17 protein-coding genes are annotated in these 17,084 nt (G+C 32.6%); 9 read left to right on the plus strand and 8 right to left on the minus strand.

The window, feature by feature from the left end; genetic code table 11:
- Positions 1-234 precede the first annotated feature (234 nt).
- The 7 genes from cas2 to ACOVO2_RS25845 all read right to left on the minus strand — a co-directional run bounded on the left by cas2 (position 235) and on the right by ACOVO2_RS25845 (position 8,507).
- Positions 235-513 carry a CRISPR-associated endonuclease Cas2 gene (gene cas2 / locus ACOVO2_RS25815; protein ID WP_305952222.1) on the minus strand — a complete coding sequence of 93 codons (279 nt, stop codon included), beginning with the start codon at positions 511-513 and terminating at the stop codon, positions 235-237.
- Between the two features lie 92 nt (positions 514-605).
- Complete coding sequence (cas1b, locus tag ACOVO2_RS25820) at positions 606-1,610, minus strand: type I-B CRISPR-associated endonuclease Cas1b (protein WP_421772748.1); 1,005 nt, start codon at positions 1,608-1,610, stop codon at positions 606-608.
- A 9-nt stretch (positions 1,611-1,619) separates the two neighbouring features.
- Entirely contained in the window at positions 1,620-2,156 is a 537-nt protein-coding gene (cas4, locus tag ACOVO2_RS25825; RefSeq protein WP_421772749.1) for a CRISPR-associated protein Cas4, read from the minus strand.
- 4 nt (positions 2,157-2,160) lie between these two features.
- Complete coding sequence (gene cas3 / locus ACOVO2_RS25830; RefSeq protein WP_421772750.1) at positions 2,161-4,917, minus strand: CRISPR-associated helicase Cas3'; 2,757 nt, start codon at positions 4,915-4,917, stop codon at positions 2,161-2,163.
- Positions 4,901-5,689 carry a type I-B CRISPR-associated protein Cas5b gene (gene cas5b / locus ACOVO2_RS25835; RefSeq protein WP_421772751.1) on the minus strand — a complete coding sequence of 263 codons (789 nt, stop codon included), beginning with the start codon at positions 5,687-5,689 and terminating at the stop codon, positions 4,901-4,903. Before cas5b ends, cas3 begins: the two co-directional genes overlap by 17 nt.
- A 3-nt stretch (positions 5,690-5,692) precedes the next feature.
- Entirely contained in the window at positions 5,693-6,625 is a 933-nt protein-coding gene (locus ACOVO2_RS25840) for a type I CRISPR-associated protein Cas7 (RefSeq protein WP_421772752.1), read from the minus strand.
- 31 nt (positions 6,626-6,656) lie between these two features.
- Positions 6,657-8,507, minus strand: a complete 1,851-nt coding sequence (locus ACOVO2_RS25845) for a hypothetical protein (protein WP_421772753.1) — start codon at positions 8,505-8,507, stop codon at positions 6,657-6,659.
- A gap of 178 nt (positions 8,508-8,685) precedes the next feature.
- Between ACOVO2_RS25845 and ACOVO2_RS25850 the strand changes: the two genes are divergently transcribed.
- Both ACOVO2_RS25850 and ACOVO2_RS25855 read left to right on the plus strand, forming a co-directional pair.
- Positions 8,686-9,129 (plus strand): DUF6934 family protein, encoded by a 444-nt coding sequence (locus ACOVO2_RS25850; protein WP_305952215.1) that lies wholly within the window; start codon positions 8,686-8,688, stop codon positions 9,127-9,129.
- Between the two features lie 27 nt (positions 9,130-9,156).
- On the plus strand, positions 9,157-9,318 hold the full coding sequence (locus ACOVO2_RS25855; RefSeq protein WP_305952214.1) for a hypothetical protein: 162 nt from the start codon (positions 9,157-9,159) through the stop codon (positions 9,316-9,318).
- A 1-nt stretch (position 9,319) separates the two neighbouring features.
- On the opposite strand, the gene cas6 is transcribed toward ACOVO2_RS25855, so the two are convergent.
- Positions 9,320-10,129 carry a CRISPR-associated endoribonuclease Cas6 gene (gene cas6 / locus ACOVO2_RS25860; protein WP_421772754.1) on the minus strand — a complete coding sequence of 270 codons (810 nt, stop codon included), beginning with the start codon at positions 10,127-10,129 and terminating at the stop codon, positions 9,320-9,322.
- 301 nt (positions 10,130-10,430) lie between these two features.
- On the opposite strand from cas6, the gene ACOVO2_RS25865 reads away from it, so the two are divergent.
- The 7 genes from ACOVO2_RS25865 to ACOVO2_RS25895 all read left to right on the plus strand — a co-directional run.
- Positions 10,431-11,114: a recombinase family protein gene (locus ACOVO2_RS25865; RefSeq protein WP_421772755.1), complete on the plus strand. Its 684-nt coding sequence runs from the start codon at positions 10,431-10,433 to the stop codon at positions 11,112-11,114.
- Between the two features lie 210 nt (positions 11,115-11,324).
- On the plus strand, positions 11,325-11,621 hold the full coding sequence (locus ACOVO2_RS25870; RefSeq protein ID WP_421772756.1) for a hypothetical protein: 297 nt from the start codon (positions 11,325-11,327) through the stop codon (positions 11,619-11,621).
- 206 nt (positions 11,622-11,827) lie between these two features.
- A complete protein-coding gene (locus ACOVO2_RS25875) occupies positions 11,828-12,574 on the plus strand; it encodes a DUF6577 family protein (protein WP_421772757.1) in 747 nt (248 codons plus the stop codon).
- A 2-nt stretch (positions 12,575-12,576) separates the two neighbouring features.
- Positions 12,577-13,644, plus strand: a complete 1,068-nt coding sequence (locus ACOVO2_RS25880; protein WP_421772758.1) for a nucleotidyl transferase AbiEii/AbiGii toxin family protein — start codon at positions 12,577-12,579, stop codon at positions 13,642-13,644.
- Positions 13,604-14,587 (plus strand): HNH endonuclease, encoded by a 984-nt coding sequence (locus ACOVO2_RS25885; protein WP_421772759.1) that lies wholly within the window; start codon positions 13,604-13,606, stop codon positions 14,585-14,587. The genes ACOVO2_RS25880 and ACOVO2_RS25885 overlap by 41 nt, the downstream gene beginning before the upstream one ends.
- A 17-nt stretch (positions 14,588-14,604) precedes the next feature.
- On the plus strand, positions 14,605-16,554 hold the full coding sequence (locus tag ACOVO2_RS25890) for a hypothetical protein (protein ID WP_421772760.1): 1,950 nt from the start codon (positions 14,605-14,607) through the stop codon (positions 16,552-16,554).
- Positions 16,521-17,084: hypothetical protein (locus ACOVO2_RS25895; protein ID WP_421772761.1), on the plus strand; the 564-nt coding region annotated here is incomplete at its 3' end. The genes ACOVO2_RS25890 and ACOVO2_RS25895, both read left to right, overlap by 34 nt.

Below are 17,084 nucleotides of genomic sequence, written 5' to 3' on the forward strand. Positions count from 1 at the left end.
AATTTCAATTCCTAAATGGTACGATTGGAGTTCGTTATAAAAACGGCCTTATAATGGCAAATAAAGCGGTTTTTTAGTGAAAAAACAAACAAAAAAGTCGTCGAACTCCAAAAGTATGATTTTACTGGTAGTTCGACGACTATTGATAATCAGTACTTTAGCTGCGACTGTCCTATTTTTTCCAAAATGTCAAAGAGCATTTTTTCTTTATCTAACTCCATCGACGGCAACACTCTATAAAAAATTATCTGTTGTCATGCGTTCAACTCCTATGATTTCTTTATCTAACCAGCGTTCTTCTCTACTTTTAAAAATAATGATACTATCTGTTTTTTCTATCATTATTTTTCTTGCACCGCTTAGCATTTCTTTCAATTTTACCTCTGTAATCTCTCCTTCAAACACCGAGTTTTGAATCCAATTTAAGTATTTTCTACAATGTTTCAGCATTTTTCCAACTCTTTTATCGCCACCTTCTGCCGAGGCAATATCATAAACCAAAACTACATACATAATTTTCCAAAATATAAAGATTTAGCTCATTGTTGACTTAATAAGACTTCACTAATGATTTTGAGTATTTCGGATAGCCGAAGTTGCCAAAACTACCAATTCATTTTAAAAGGTTTATATTCATCAATTCCCAGCAAATGTTTGCTCAATTTGTAACATTCCAATTTCACTAAATGCTTATAACTCACATTGCGTCCTAAACTTCTATGTTTGAATGTTTCTTTGAGTTTTTCATCAAATGCTTGGGCAAAAGTTTTCCTTGCGGAATCTTTCATAACACAACGGTTCATTTCGTGCCTAAAATCATTTGACTGAATTTGTTTTTTATTTAGCAAACTAAAAATTGTTCTGTCAACCAAAATTGGTTTGAAAATCTCAGCTATATCCAGTGCCAACGAATAACGTCTGTATCCTGGCTCATGCAGAAATCCAATTGTCGGATTCAATTGTGTATGATAAATCTGGTCGAGGCATAGCGTATAACACATCATATTTCCAAATGAAATCAGCGTATTTACTTCATTATTAGGTGGTTGCTTTGTTCGGTTTCCCATTTCAAAGTCATTGATTATCACATCAAATGCTTCATAATAAGTTTGTCTGATATTTCCCTCAATACCCATTAACTCATCAATCTGGCTACTCGTATTTATTTTCTCGATATAGCCCTCAATCGACTTGATTTGTTTTGCAACATCTTTTTGGCGATTGTTATAATATTGTAAATTCTTCAACATATTGGCCGCTCCGCCCGAAACAAATTTTTGGGCTACAACCATACGTTTCTTGCTCGAAATATAATATTTGGTTTGTTCAACCTGCATTTTTCCTGCCAACAAATATTCCTTTGGCATAAACGAACCCGTGTAATGTTCGTAATAATCAAAGAAATGAACACCAATATGATTCTTTCCCAAGAAATTATACATAGCCGAGTTGGCATCCAATGAGCCAAAGCAATAAATATTATCAACCGTTTCGACAGGAATATAACGAGGCTGCCCTTCATTGCCATTTTCGTCAATTGGTTGAAATTTTAATGTATTATCCTGCCGACTCAGCCGCCCAGGATTAAACAAATAGTAGGCTTTTTTCATAGCTAATTATTAGTAATCTTCTCCACTCCAACAAAAATCAAAATAACTACATTTACCACATTTACTCTTCGGCAATGTTGTTGGACAGTTTTCTTGCTCCACAATTGCTACAGCTTTCGCAATCCAGCCTTCTACATTCGCTATGTCGTCGTCGTTTAGTTCTACTTTATCAGTTTGCCTTAGTTTTGGATACTCGATTAAGCCATAATTGGCCACAATCTCGTTTTTTCGGAGTAAATACAAATAAAATTGTACTTGTGCCGTATGAGCCAATTCTTTGGAATCAGATTTTTTAGTTTCGTGAACTACGCCTTTTTGAGCATCAAAAAAATCAATTTTGGCCGTACAATTTACACCCGAAGGCAACTCAAACGAAATCTCAACTTGCTGATTCTTCTCGGCTCGTTGAGGATAACTTTCTTCACCAATGAGCTTTCCTTCGGCCACAATATCGGAGGTATGCTCCATACGTATAGCGTGAGCATGCAACCACAATTCTCGATGGCAAATGTGCAGAATGTTTATTAAAGTAGCGTTGATGGTCATGGATTTATAAAATGTAATTTTCCGAAGACTCAATTTTAGATTCTACTAACCCTTTTTTATAGTCATATATTTTAGCATTCGTATGATGCTCCAAATAGAAATAATCATCAAATTGCTTTTCTGGATTACTAAAGGTTTTTAAATCTTGCTTGATTTTATCTGTAAGAAAAACCGAAAAAGTAAATTTGCTAATAATTCCAGAAATGACTTTTTTCTCAATTGATTGTTTTATATAGTCATCGGTTTTATTCTTTATCAAAAAAAGATATAAATCCCATACTTTTTCTCCATCAATCTCACCGTTTTCGATTTCAATATGATTTTGTTTTAAAAACTTCAATTCGTTTTCACTAAATATTTTTTCAAAGCTATCTTTTTCATCTGAAACCTCAACGGGTAAACGCAAAGGAACAAAAATGGATAGATTTCTACTTTCAATTAGTTGAAACTTTTCATGGACATTCTTATAGTCAAGTCCTTTGATAAACTGAAGATATGTATTTCCGAAATTCTGCATTTCGTTAAATCCATTTACTTTATCAATCTGCTTTAAAACTAATTCATACAACTTATCAAAATCTTTCTTTTTCAAGATTTCTTCATGAACTTCTTTAGAAATGCTATCTCTCGTAACAGTGTATCGCTTATCGTTTTTATAGATAATTCCAGCTTTGTTCATCTGAAATAAATATACATCGCAAGGTTTTTTTTTTACATTTCTGTTTACTCGACCTGCCAATTGCTCATCACTATCAATCAGTGAAACATTCTTAAAACCTAAGTCCATGTCAATATCAACACCTGCTTCAACCACTTGGGTCGTAATCAGTAATACTTTCTTATCTCGATTTTTTTCATTTTTCAAGAAGTTGATTATTTCTCTTCGGCGAGACTCGAGAATTGTTCCCGATAAAACAAAGATGCAGCCTTCATCAAAAAAACGACCATTTATGGCCTCTTCAAACTCAGTAGCCGATTTTTTGAATATAAATTCAATTATTGTAAAAACACCTTTTTTATTGTTTTTTGTTAGATATTCCTCCGATTTTTCAAGCACAATTTCGGCCAGTTCATCAATTTCTAATGTAGAATCTCGATAATCGAATTTAAAATTTACTCTATCAGCGAAGTTGGCATTTCGGAAATATTGTTTGGCATTGGGTAATAAATCTGTAAATTCAGGTTTATTCGCAATCGGCAGATTAAGTTTGTCGATTCGTGGTAAAGTGGCCGACATCAACACAAACTTAATGTTAAATGACTCGGCAAAATTTTGGATAAAATACAGCATTTTATCCCAATGCTGCGGAGGATATGATTGCAATTCATCGAGAATAACTATGCTATTGGCAAGTCGATGCAGTAAATAATTGGTTTCTTTTTCGTTGGTTTTTAGAATATCAAAGAAACGTATGTGCGTCAGCAAACAAACAGGGTAATGAACAAACAAGTTATTGAGGTAATCTTTCTTTTTATCGCCATAGTCATCATCTTCCTCAGTCGTCTGAAAACCAGCCTTTGAATGAAGCAAACTAACTTCGTTTTCTGAAAGATTTAAAGTTTTTAAAATTGCCTTGTGGGTTTGGGTAATGAGAGTCGTAAACGGAAATACATAAAACACTTTATTTATTTCTTGATTGGCTTTTAGTAATTCTGCCGTTATTAGCATCGAAAGATTCGTCTTTCCTCCACCAGTAGGAGCTTCTAAGTAAAAAAGTTGTTTGTGGGCGTTTGCTTGAATACTTCTAATGACTTCAACAGCCATATTTTGGCGAATAATATTTAAGTTTTCGGCGGTTCTTTCTTCAGGATTGTGCGTAACAAAATCAGAAATAGCCAATTGGTAGGCTTTTTGGTTATAGCTGTGTGAAGTTTCGGCTGCAAGTATAATTTTGTTTCTTAATTCCTCATTTATCAACCCCAAAGACTCCAACGGTTTTTGATTCATATACTCCGAAGTTGCTAAATAGTCGGAGGCCGTCAACAGCGAAAAGTTCAAGCGAGTTAAGGCATAGAGAGGGAAGTCTCCAATAATTTTATGTTCTGTAAATGGTTTAAATATTTTGTTTTCTAATTGAACTGATGAGAATACGTCAGACTCTAAAACTTTTAATTGTGCTGGTATTTCTATTTGGTAATTCTTTAAATAAACCGTCATTGCCTCTAATTCTTCTTTATCAAAAGCAATATTTTTACTATTTATGAATTCTAATTTACTACTATGATGTTTGAGAATTGAATAACTAAGAAATAAAGTAAAAAGCAGGCAAATTTGTTGTTCAGAAGGTTTTAATCCACTTAAAATCGTGTCCTTAAAATGTTCTACAAGATAGATATAAGCCCCAAGTTTTGAGTGGTGTGTTTGTAAAATATAGTTAGGAATCATTTTTGATTTAAAGACATCATTATCCATTTTGTCTTTATTTCCTTGAAAATTAGGGTTGATTTTTCCATAATCATGAAAAATTATAGTTTTTGCAAAAATCATTTTCAAAAAATCACCTAACAGCTCAACTCTCTGATTATCAACCTTGTTTGTAATTAAAAAATCTGATATTAGTTTATCAATTACACAATCAAGTTGACTACTTTCAACGAGTAGAACAAAATGTTTATTGACAAGACTAATGTGTTCTTCGAGTGTTTCTGACTCAAAAGGTATATTTTTGTGTGCTAAATACAAAGACGCATCGAGCAAGAAATCACCTAAGTTTCTTTCTTGCTCAACAATATCTTTGATTTTTTTAAAAGAGTTGGACATATTTTTTAGTTTCTTCTAAAAAGTATAATGAATGAAGAACTTTTGAGGCCTTGATATTCACATTTGTATAGGAAAACTTTTCTAATTCATATTGATATAGTTTTTCATCAAATTTCTTTGGGAGTCTTTCAAAAAAAACAAAAACCTCTTTCGGAATAGACATATCTAAGAAGTTAAAGTCTTCTCTGTCTTCTTGCTCTCTATTTTCACTTACAGAAAACTGTTTAATAAAAAGACTCGATACCTCATAAGAACTATCTATTTGCGTTATTTCACTAAAACTATACTCTTTCACCGACTCTTTTTCCCACCATGCAGAAAATTCATTTTTGCCCAAATAAGGCAAATAGACTGATTCGCAATTTAATATACGCTGGCGTAAGGTAGCCTGATGCTCAATAGAATCATCTAACATTACATAACAACGATACGCAGGCTTAACCAATGTTTGCTCCGTAACAATGAGCGTACCGTCAGCATTAGCATAGCCAACCGTATTAGTGTATTTAACGATTGTTTTGCTAAAATTACCTTTATCGTGATAACCCTCAAGCGGTTCGATTCCTATTCGTAAATCTTTAAATACCTCATAGTATTCTGGAAATTCTCCTTTTTTAGCATAACCTTTTAACCCAACAATAGCACCCAAAATACCCAACAAGGCGGGTTTATGCAAGCAATTAAAAGTCAGAATAATTCCATCGTTTACATCAGGTTTCTTGAAGCAAGCAAAATCAGCACGAAGGTCAAATGATAATAAGTGCTTTGCCATTTTCTATTGATTAATGTCTGAAATGATTGCTCCCGCTGGAATACCCAAAACATTTGTGGCTGTTTTATCGTAAACTAACTCAATTTTTTCGATTTGTGCCGCAATGTGTTCACGAGCAACAATTTCGCTGATTGCACTCAAATCTATACTTTTATCGGCGTTTACTTTTACTAATTCAACAAACGATGGTAACACAGCCATTGAGCCATTTTTTAACTGTACCCACAGCATTAATTCATTTTCTGAACCCGATTTTGCCGCCGAATCATAAAACGTAACGCCACGAGAAAGCCCTGCTTTGAGTTTTTCAATATCGCTTGTTTGCAATGGTGTTCCTTCCGAAAGAGCCACGTGGTCAGCAATTGTATGAGGATTTACCGAAAAACCATGTACATAATGTCCTTCGCTCAGTTTAGACTGAGTGCCGAGCGTAGTCATGGTTGAATCTTCATTATTTTTACCAGGATTACGAAACGGCGACATAATTTGTTCAGAGTAAATTTGTCCTAAACCATAACGGTCTATTCCATGAGTTATCTGCACTGGTCCGTGAATAGAAAGATTGGTTTTTCCTGCATAAGTACCACCAAATAACCTAACATCAAGGCAAGTCAATAGATTTTTAAGTACAGATTTTCTTAGCTTACTTTCTGCATCTTTTCCTTTAATATCTTCATATTTAGTAAAAATAGACTCGTAGGTTTCATCTAACGTACGGGGTTGCATTTCTTCTGAAAGGGTCTTGAAATAAAATATATTTTCGTCAGAAAATGCGTTTCTAAGATAATTTCTTACGGAATATTTCAATGCTTTATCAGTCGCATAAACCGTTCCATCGGGTAGGGTACGTGGCTGATGTGTAAAGTCTGCATTATAGTTTGAATTAATAGATTTGATGACTACGCACCCGAAAACTCTGTTGTTGAATGATGACATATTATTGTGTTATTTTAGATGTGTTTATAAATTATATTTCTTCTGATGTGGATTTATCCTCATCCTTTTTGCCGTACAACTGATTATTTGAGAAATATCCTGACAATATCAATGGCATGAAATCTTTTAAATTTCCGTCTGTGGTATAGGACATTACCTGAGCAAATGGATTATTAAATCTTGGAGAAAAACGTTCATGTTTATATGTATTGAAGATTTTTAAAATGCTTTGTTTTAGACGTTCTGAGTCCGTTAATTGTAAAAATGGTTCTAATCGAGAATATGATTTATCGTCAGACTTGCTCTTTGCTAAGATATAATAAATAACTTGTCCCGCTGCGAATGCAAATTGTGTATCCGAAGTTATATTTCCTGTTCCATCAGCTAATTCATCAATATTTTGACGAAGTTCAATAATTTGATTTGCCATAAATCGTGCGTCTTGTTTAAATGGTTGAAAATTTTGGTGTAAACTAAAAAGTATATTTAATTTTTGTCGAATATTTAAGTCTTCTGAGTGATGGTTATTTTCAAACTTATCCAACCTAATATCATCTAAAATTGAGGTCAATAAAATATCTTCAAATACTCTTTGTGTAAGTCCAGTTCTGTTCGATTTGTAAATAAAATCATAGAATATCTTTCGGTAAGTCATTACCAAAAGATATGTATTGGCCGTTTTACAATATTGAGCATCAATATCATCGAAATATTTGAAGAGCATGGTGCTGGCTTTTGTCCGAACAATCAACGCATTATTGAATATCAAGGGCAAAACCAATCGTTCAAACTCAAAGACATTTTCAAGTGAATATCTATATTTTCCACCAAATAAGTCTTTTATCTGCCAATTTTCGTTGTTTTTGTCTTTTAATTCGTACTCAAACTTACTTACAAAATCAAAGTCTTTGATTTCTCCTCCTTGATAAAAAAGCAGGTAATAATTGCCCAGTTCTTTATTATCTTCATTTAATCTTTTTTGTAACTCTTCAATGATTTCCCTGTACCCTTTTTTATTTCCTCCTTCTAAAGCATCTTCTTTGAAAAGTGTAATTGAGGCTTTTCGTTCATCTTCATATACAAAAATAGGCAATGGGTTTGGCAAAATTCTACGCCCAGCAATACTTTCAAACTCAAATAACGCTTTCGCATCATTGGCAGAAATTCTACCAGTAATATCAAATGTTGCCGATTGGTGCATTAAGTATGGCTTTTTTAAATTAAAACCATTAAAAAAATTACTTGTACCATAAGTTTGTCCATCATTACCTACAACGTTGTATTCCTCGGTATTGAATAATTTCCCGCCTAAATATTTATCATTAGGTTTTTTATATTTTTCAATAGGCAAATCTAAATAAAATACAATATACTCAGCATCTTTCATTGTTGGGTACTCCTCGATTTGGTCAAGAAAAGAGTGTACTTTTTCTTCACTATTCAATGCGAACTTGAAAACCTTTGCTAATTCTTTTTCTGAATCTTCTGCTAAGAGTTCAATCGCTTTATCGAAATAGGCACCTATTCTATCATAAATTTTTACTTTTGCATCATTATATTTAGCTCCACCTTTGATAGACTCACGCTTGAAAGCTAAACAATAAGGTGAGCAAGAGTGAATGCCTTTTGAAGGCAAATCAAAACATTTATTGGTATTTACCATCCAAGCAAGCTGAGCCAATGATGCAAAATGCTTTTTTGATGAAGAAATTTCCTTATCTTTCTTGGAATAGATTTCATAGCGAAAGTCAGTAGAAATAGAAAGTGTATTATCTACTTCTTCGAGTTTTAGCATGATATGTAAACCCTCCTTGGGTGTCATGCCAATGGTCTTTAACTCTGGGTCTAAAGAATTGGTGAATTGTATGAGTTCTGTAAGCATATATCAAAGATTTTTACTCAAGTTAATATAAAATAATTAATTTATCAAATATGGTATTTTTGATTAAACTTTTTAACTTGCACGAATATCTGAAAAGAAATTGAAACAATATTGTATTCTTGAATAAAACTAATCGCATCATCAGATATATTTATTTTACGGTGTAAATTTCTAATCCATGACCGAACCCTTTTACGAATTTACCATTCTTGACAAAGCCCACCGCTTTGATTTTGTCAGTATCGGAGAGCGAATCATTAAAAAAACTATTATTTTTCATCAAACTCATCATTCAGGAATATATTCGTTAACCTTAGCCGATATAACCGAAAACCAAGAGTTAGATGTCTATAATGTCAGTGATAATGGTGATATGAGAACAATATTATCGACCGTCTTACGCACTATTTCTGTATTTTTAGAGCGTTATCCAAAGGCAAAAGTTGTCTTTTCTGGTAGTACACCTTCACGAACTCGACTGTATCAAATTGCAATCAACCATGAACTTTCCAACTTTCAATCTCGTTTCTTAATCGAGGGCTACACACAAAAAAATGGATTTGAACCATTTACAAAAAATAAATCTTATGATGGTTTTGCTATTTCTGTAAAAAAGCCGTAAAATTGATTTAAAATAATTATATAAATAATGGCAACTTTAATAAATAAATCTTCAAAAAAACGCAATAGTGGTGAAAATCATCCTTTGAATCGTACGTTTAATACAGCCAACGAAGCCGCCAAAGCAAAAACTGACTTTATTATGAATACGGTTTTTAAAGACGTTGATTGGACAAAAGTAAAACCATAAGCTATTCTACCACCTCACAGCAGCCCATACCATGTGAGCAAAATTTACCAAACCCACCTAAAAAACCAACTTCTAATATTTGTGGCGGTGCCGATACTTCAAAAACAAAATTGGTAAATGCTCGTACTTTTGTTCCATCTGCTTTGTTTTGTTTGATACTTATAAGCCTACTTTTTAATCTACTTTCATCGACCAACGACCAGCGAATCAGATGGGAGGCCGTTTCTGCATCGAGTTTCAAATCATTCTCATAGACCGAATTATATTTTTCAAATAAATTCAGAGCAAAATATTTTGCAAATCGTGGGTCTGTCGGACTCAGATACTCATCCATTCCATCTTTACGTTTTTCGGCAATTACCATTGGCGAAATAGTTCGTAGCAATACAGGTCTATTATCAAATACTTCATTCGGTAGCGACTCGATGCGTTCGATAATAAAATCTGCTTTGTACCGAGCATCATAAATACTCACGGTCTGATTCTGAAACAAACCCATGATAAAGTCTTCGGCCGCTTTATCAATAAAAAAAGACACAACCACACAAATTGCTTCACTGCTCAAGAGCATAGAAGTATCACCTTTCTTAATGGGCTTTGCCAATTGTGGTATTTGAAAACCTGAAAAGGTAAAATGCTTAAAGGTCTTCCGAGAATCTTCTGCTTTATAGCCTCTGCTATGAAGAAAAGTAGCATAGGCATCATCGGCATCTTTCAGACGGCCATAAATCCAAGCCATAAATGGATGTTGGTAGTTGAAAAGTAGAGCCTGTGAATTGGATAGTGGTTTTAGGGTCAGACGAAATCTCATTTATATTTTAGCGTGGTTATGAATCAAATGCAAATAACATCAAATTTTTTATATTTCAATAGCGTAAAAATACTTTAATCACTACGGATTTTTACGTATCTCTTCAAAAGTTAATTTTGAGATTGTAAGACTGGACTTTTCTAAACAATAGCTAAATTATCAAAAATTACAATTGTTAATTCATCTTATGATTAGTGTTTGAGTTGAAAGTTGGTGGATTTTATTTTTTCACAAATATTAAACGACCATTTATTATTTGTGAAAAATTTTATTTTTCTTTGTTTTTATAAAAAATGCAAAAATGAAGTACGTTGCCTATTATAGAGTTAGTACAAAAAAGCAAGGTGTAAGTGGTTTAGGGTTAGATGCCCAAAAACAAACAGCCAATAGTTTTTTGAAAGAGGGAGATTTGATAGTTAAAGAATTTTTAGAAATAGAGTCTGGAAAAAAAAATCAGCGTGAGCAACTCGAAGAGGCAATTAAGTTTGCGAGAAATAGTAAATGTACGTTACTGGTTGCCAAGCTTGACCGACTTAGTAGAAATGTATCATTTATTTTTACCCTTCGAGATAGCGGCGTAGATTTTGTGTGTGCGGATATTCCCGATGCCAACACCCTAACGATTGGAATTTTTGCAACGATTGCTCAACACGAACGGGAGATTATCAGTCGCAGAACGAAAGATGCACTAAAAGCTAAGAAACAACACGGTTTTAAACTTGGTTCTCCGCAAAATCTAACCGATTATTCCCGTACACAATCAATTAAATCAATCAAAGAAAATACTCTGAATAATGAACAATGGAAGATAGCATTACTCCATATTCGTTTGCAAATCTATGAATTGAAGAATAGGGGAGAAAAGGTGACATATTTGGGTTTAAGTCGTCATTTGAACGAAAACTGTATAGAAACTCGAAATTTTTGCCGATTTCATGCCGAACAAGTGAAGCGAATTATGATTCGAAATGGAATAAGTAAGTAATTGATTATTAGTGAGTTACTAAAAAAAAAGTAAATATTCAGAGTTCTGAGAGTTTGATATTTCTTTTTGTATGTTGTATTACTTGATTTTATTTAAATCTGACTCATTTTATTTCACTGAATTTTACAGAATTATATCGGTATTATTTCGTTTTAATTCTGAATTATTTGTTTTATATTTGTACTACTTAAACATATCTATATATACACTATGCCTACACTCGATAGAAGTACTTTCAAATATAACGCTAAAGTTTTTGAAAAAACGTGTTTGTATTGCGGAACTGTTTATTTCGCCAATCGCTCGACAGCCAAGTATTGTTCGTCAACTTGTCGTGGTTATGCCAATCAAGCTAAAAACCTTAATGAAGCGGCTCCGTGGAATGAAGAAGACCGCACAGTTGATGCCTTGCTTTCTCAGGTGGCGTATCTGAAAGGGCAATTACAGCATTATGTCAATGAAAATGAGGACTTGAAGAGAATCATTGCAGAAATAAAAAAGCCTTAACGCATACACGTACAAGGCTATTCTGTATTCCTACAACTTTGATGCGAAGTTAATAAATTTATCTTTATCTCCATTGTATTTTCTGCATAATTATTCCCAAAAAATATCTTTTACACTCACTTTGAATTATCGGCACTAAAATTTATTTGTAGCCAAATTTTTAATTATTATATTTGTATCTAATCTTATAGAAATTAGCCAAGATAATGTCCCAATATCAAATACATAACCAAGATTTAGCTGCTTTATTTACCACTCGAACAGAGGTGGCGATGGCTGATATTGATAAATTTTTGAAGGAAAGGTTTAAAATTAATAACAGTAAAGTAAGTTATCTCAGATATAAATTAGTAAAAGATGGCTTTCTTGAACGAACAGGCTATAAAACATATAGTATTCGTAAGAATAGAATAGTTTATGCACCAGACCTTAACGATACAACTAAGGAAATCTTTACAACAATCAAAGAAGCTAAACCATATCTAAATATTTGTGTCTGGCGAACTTCAATCCTTAATGAATTTACAAGGCATCAAGTCGGAAAGTTTATGATAATGGTGGAAGTTGAAAGGATTGGAATAGAAGCAGTCTTTGATGTTTTGAGAGATAAATATAGTAATGTGTTTCTAACTCCCACTGATAAGGAAATTGATTTTTATATTTCGGCTTTAGATGAAGCTATCGTGATTGTCCCATTGGTTTCAGAAGCTCCAACACAAGTGATTGATGGTATTGAAACCGTTACAATCGAAAAAGTATTGGTTGATATTCTGACCGATGATAAGCTCTATCAAACATTTCAGAGTGAGCGTTCACGAATTATTCATGAAGCAAATACCAGATATATCATCAATAAAAATACCTTGCTGAGATATGCAGGAAGAAGAAAAAAACGTGAGTTTATCGAGCAAAAGATACAATCGGTAATTGCACAGGAATATATTGAGAAATAGAAATGATTGATAAAAATACAACGCTTTCGTTAGATTGGATTAGTAAAACGGCGAAGACATTCCCCAAATCTGATACATCATTAATCGAAAAGACTATCAGAGCATTGGTTCTTTTGGAAGGATTGAAGAAAAGTAAACTTAATTTTATTTTTAAGGGTGGTACAGCCTTGATGCTAATGCAACAAGAAAAACCCAAAAGGCTGTCGATTGATATTGATATTATAATTGAAGAAATTCCTCAAAATCTAAATGAAACTTTAGACGAAATAGTGATTCCGCAAGGCTTTACAAGATTGGAAGGACAAAACAGAATAACGAATTCGAGCATACAGAAAGGTCATTATAAGTTTTACTATGAGCCAATTTATTTAACGAATAGAAAGGAGGATTATATAATGCTTGATATACTTTTTGAAGATAATCCCTATCAAAAAGTAATCGAAACGCCATTAAAATCACCATTTATTGAGATTAACGGAGAGCCATTGGCGATAAATACTCCTTCATTTGAAGATATTTTGGGCGATAAAATGACTGCTTTTGCACCCAATACAACAGGCATTCCATACTTTAAGAGCAACGATAGCAAAAGCATGGAAATCATAAAGCAGTTATTTGATATAAGCAATTTGGTTGAGGAGGTTTCTGACATTGAAATCATCAGAAATACTTTTACAAAATTGGCTGAGATTGAAGCAAAATACCGCCAACTCGACATTGTGCCTAATGATGTTCTGGAAGATATGTACCAGACCGTGCTATGTATGGCACTACGTGGACAAGACGGAAATTGTAGATTTGAAGACCTACTGAGCGGGATTAATCAACTCAAACAGTATATTATTTCTGAAATATTTACTTTTGAAAAGGCTCTACAAAGTACAGGAAAAATTGCTTATTTGAGCCGAATGATTGCACAAAACAATCAAAATAGCATTGAAAAGTTTGACAAACAGATAAATTTAAAAGATTTGGTAATAACACAACCAAACAATACAAAATTAAACAAACTCAAAAAAACAAACCCCGATGCCTTTTGGTATTGGTGGAAGGCAACTCAAAATGATTGAGGCAAGTCGATTTATAAAAAAGCTAAAGTCAATTAGACAGGGGAGTTCCAAACACGGAAATGCTCCACACAAACTTATTCTCATTTTAACCGTAATAGAGCTAATTGAGAAAAAATACTTTGAAGAAAATAAGTTTTACATTGATAGTGTTTTCGTCGCTCATTTTAAAGAAAATTGGGAATTATTAGTGAATACACTTCACAATCAAGATTTTACTCAGCCATTTTACTACCTACAAAACGAATTGATTGATAACAGACCGTTATGGAAACTCCATACAAATGATGGATTTGTTATTACGAACTACATAAAAAGTATAAATACGTTGAAAGAAGTTGTGGCGTTTGCCTCATTCGATGATACTTTTTATAATTTTCTTCAAAATGAAGAATTTAGATATACAGCTCAAAATACAATTTTAGACCAATACTTCTATTCCACAAAAAAACAGTTCATTGAGGCCAAAAGATTAGGAAAGGGATATATAAATGATTTGACAAGCTACATGCTAAATGAGCGAGAATCAATAAAATATGAGGTAATTGATGAAGAAAGTAGTTTTGTTAGAAGTGGCTATTTCCCGAAATTGATACGATTGGTGTATTCATCAACCTGCTGTATGTCAGGTATGAAAATTATAACTGATTTTGGACAAGATTTAATAGAAGCAGCTCACATCGTCCCTTTTAGTATTTCAAGAGACGATAAAGTAACAAATGGGCTGGCACTATGCCCAAATTTACATACTGCTTTTGATAAAGGTCTTCTAAGTTTAGATGATGACCTAAAAATTATGGTCTCACCTGTTATTATAGAAAATGTAGAAAATCCATATAGTTTATCAAAACTCAAAAGCCGAAAGATATTGCTGCCATTTGGAGATAAATCACAGCCAGATATTGAGAACATAAGGTGGCATCGAAAAAACATTTTTAAGAGATAAACCTAGAAATAAGTGTTATGGAAATGAAAAAAAATGAGCTTGTAAAACTTATTCTGGCAAACAAAAACTTCCAACTATCTAATGAAATACTTAAAAGTCCAGCAGATTTTGATGTAAAAGAGGTATATAGACAAGGGAATATTACTTATTATGATGTAAATCCAACTGAAATACTTTTGGAAAATCTTTACTTAAAACTTTCTGAGTTAAGTGAAATTAAGATTAAAAATTACAAGTCATGTATTGATTTTTTTAGGTATTGCTATGGCTTTTTTAGTTTTGAGAAAGAAAACTGGTATACCAAGACTCAATTTATTGGGAAACATTTTATACCCTATATAATAATCAAGTTCAAAATTGATTGTAATGAAATTCAAACTGAGAAGCTTAATCCAACAGAAGCACATTCTCCAGAAAAACTTTTACTTGTAGGCTTATTAGAATTAATTGATAGATTCCAATTTAATGAAAAACAGATATATGTCATTCTAACAAAAAGTTTTGATTTAAAGCTTGAATACTACAATCAAGTATTAAGTTATGCTAAAAACTTTACGCAAAATGCCATTGCTTTCATTGAAACATACTTCGGAGGACAAATTGAACCTTATGAAAATATCTATCGATTAATATTGGTCGGAATTTGCCGAGAAAATGGTATTACAAGCCTTGATAAACTAACCCCATTTTATGAAGATGAAAATAAACAGTACCTGATTATCAATGCTATTTCTCAAATCACTTTTAATAATGAAACAGAATTTAATCAACTAACCTCATTTGCAGAAGCATCAATCAAAAATGAGAAAAATCAATTAGAATTAATCTTTTTCTATTCAAATTTGATAGAAAAGAAGGATAATGATTACCATACCAATCAATGCTATTCAAGGTTAAAAGACTTCCTTAATTCAAAAAATGAGAACCTTTCAGCGTCAGTTTTACATCAACTAAATTATACAAATGTATCACAAGAACTAATTATCGAATCATTAACTATTTTTTTAGACAACCCTGCACACTCCCCAAAACTATATGAAAAGGTAAATCACAATTACAACGTATTTGATGGAATATTGAATTATAAAATAACTAACTCAAAGCTCTTTTTTGAATTTCTAAGAATTTTTGTGGAGAAAACTGGGTATATAAAAGAACAAATTTTAGATTACTCAATCAAAAATCATGTCAGAAAATCACTTGATGATACACTTGATTTTTTAATCAGGTGCTTGTCAGATGTTGAAGGCAAGATACGACATTTGGGATGGCAAGTAATGAAGGTTCTTCAAGAAGAACACCCTAATACTACGTTTGGAGAAAAGTTAAATGGATTATCTGTTGAAGAATTACAGATACTAATACTATCTATTTCAATGATGCACACAGGTAGTTTTAAAGAGGCACTTCGTACAGTCATAACACTTTTATATCACCCAAATACAGAGGTTCAAAAGTTAATCTTTGGGGTTATTTTCGACAAATTTAACAAAGAAGATGGCATTTTAGCATTGTTCGAAGAAGAGTTAATAGAAAGTAATGAAAAAGAAGTATTTATAGAGGCATTCAGAAAAAACGAAGAAAGTTTCTTTATTTATCGCCAAAAAAAGAAGGAAATTAAGGAGTTCTCACCCGCAAACACCCATCACAAATATTTCAAACAATTTCAAGAGCTATTTTATAAAAAATGGAGTAAAACTTTACAAGATGGGATTAAGAATGATACAATTATTGGCGTTTTAGGTGGTGAAACAGTGTTAGTTATGAAAGGAGGAGGATGGAGAATGAATAAAGACAACCCGATACAGCAAATGCAACACTTTCAGAGTTCGGCATTAATACCGGCATGGACGTTTATCAATCCAGATAGAGAGAATATTGAAATAGGTGCTTTCTTTTCACATAACTTATCAGATAAACAACTATTAGAATCATGGTTGAAAAAATTTTTGTTAGAGAATATTTAGAGAGCCTAAAAGAAGATGGCGAATTAGACAAAATCTTTACGATACTTTTAGAAGTGATGGATTTTCAAGTAGTTGCAAATCCAAAAGCGTCTAAGGGACAATCGCAATATGGGAAAGATGTAGTGGCAGTTGGGAAAGCGGAAAACGGGGTAAAATACAGATGGTATTTTGAAGTCAAAGGTTATGCTGATAGGGATGTAAACCAGACTACATTCACAAAAAAAGATGGGATTCGGGAGTCTTTATACGAATCAATAGATGCTCCTTATATTCATAAAGGATTACCAAATTTTGAGAAACTTCCCATCAAGCACATACTTGTTCATAACGGTGTTGTAAAAGAAAATTTCAAACACCAATTTAATGGTTTTATTGGTAAGCATTTTAAAGATAATGAATTTGAAGACTGGGACATCTTTAAATTAACTGATTTATTTTATAAGTATTTATTTGGAGAATACCTGCTGACAGAACCCGAAACAGCAAAATTATTTAAGCGAATCCTTATTTTTCTTGATGTTCCAGATTAT

Origin of the sequence: Emticicia sp. (genome assembly GCF_049241225.1) — a bacterium.
Classification (GTDB): Bacteria; Bacteroidota; Bacteroidia; order Cytophagales; family Spirosomataceae; genus Emticicia.

What these genes read in the sequence shown, in the direction of transcription:
- cas2 (WP_305952222.1), bottom strand. Translation starts at nt 513, where the DNA reads ATGTATGTAGTTTTGGTTTATGATATTGCCTCGGCAGAAGGTGGCGAT.
- cas1b (WP_421772748.1), bottom strand. Translation starts at nt 1,610, where the DNA reads ATGAAAAAAGCCTACTATTTGTTTAATCCTGGGCGGCTGAGTCGGCAG.
- cas4 (WP_421772749.1), bottom strand. Translation starts at nt 2,156, where the DNA reads ATGACCATCAACGCTACTTTAATAAACATTCTGCACATTTGCCATCGA.
- cas3 (WP_421772750.1), bottom strand. Translation starts at nt 4,917, where the DNA reads ATGTCCAACTCTTTTAAAAAAATCAAAGATATTGTTGAGCAAGAAAGA.
- cas5b (WP_421772751.1), bottom strand. Translation starts at nt 5,689, where the DNA reads ATGGCAAAGCACTTATTATCATTTGACCTTCGTGCTGATTTTGCTTGC.
- ACOVO2_RS25840 (WP_421772752.1), bottom strand. Translation starts at nt 6,625, where the DNA reads ATGTCATCATTCAACAACAGAGTTTTCGGGTGCGTAGTCATCAAATCT.
- ACOVO2_RS25845 (WP_421772753.1), bottom strand. Translation starts at nt 8,507, where the DNA reads ATGCTTACAGAACTCATACAATTCACCAATTCTTTAGACCCAGAGTTA.
- ACOVO2_RS25850 (WP_305952215.1), top strand. Translation starts at nt 8,686, where the DNA reads ATGACCGAACCCTTTTACGAATTTACCATTCTTGACAAAGCCCACCGC.
- ACOVO2_RS25855 (WP_305952214.1), top strand. Translation starts at nt 9,157, where the DNA reads ATGGCAACTTTAATAAATAAATCTTCAAAAAAACGCAATAGTGGTGAA.
- cas6 (WP_421772754.1), bottom strand. Translation starts at nt 10,129, where the DNA reads ATGAGATTTCGTCTGACCCTAAAACCACTATCCAATTCACAGGCTCTA.
- ACOVO2_RS25865 (WP_421772755.1), top strand. Translation starts at nt 10,431, where the DNA reads ATGAAGTACGTTGCCTATTATAGAGTTAGTACAAAAAAGCAAGGTGTA.
- ACOVO2_RS25870 (WP_421772756.1), top strand. Translation starts at nt 11,325, where the DNA reads ATGCCTACACTCGATAGAAGTACTTTCAAATATAACGCTAAAGTTTTT.
- ACOVO2_RS25875 (WP_421772757.1), top strand. Translation starts at nt 11,828, where the DNA reads ATGTCCCAATATCAAATACATAACCAAGATTTAGCTGCTTTATTTACC.
- ACOVO2_RS25880 (WP_421772758.1), top strand. Translation starts at nt 12,577, where the DNA reads ATGATTGATAAAAATACAACGCTTTCGTTAGATTGGATTAGTAAAACG.
- ACOVO2_RS25885 (WP_421772759.1), top strand. Translation starts at nt 13,604, where the DNA reads ATGCCTTTTGGTATTGGTGGAAGGCAACTCAAAATGATTGAGGCAAGT.
- ACOVO2_RS25890 (WP_421772760.1), top strand. Translation starts at nt 14,605, where the DNA reads ATGGAAATGAAAAAAAATGAGCTTGTAAAACTTATTCTGGCAAACAAA.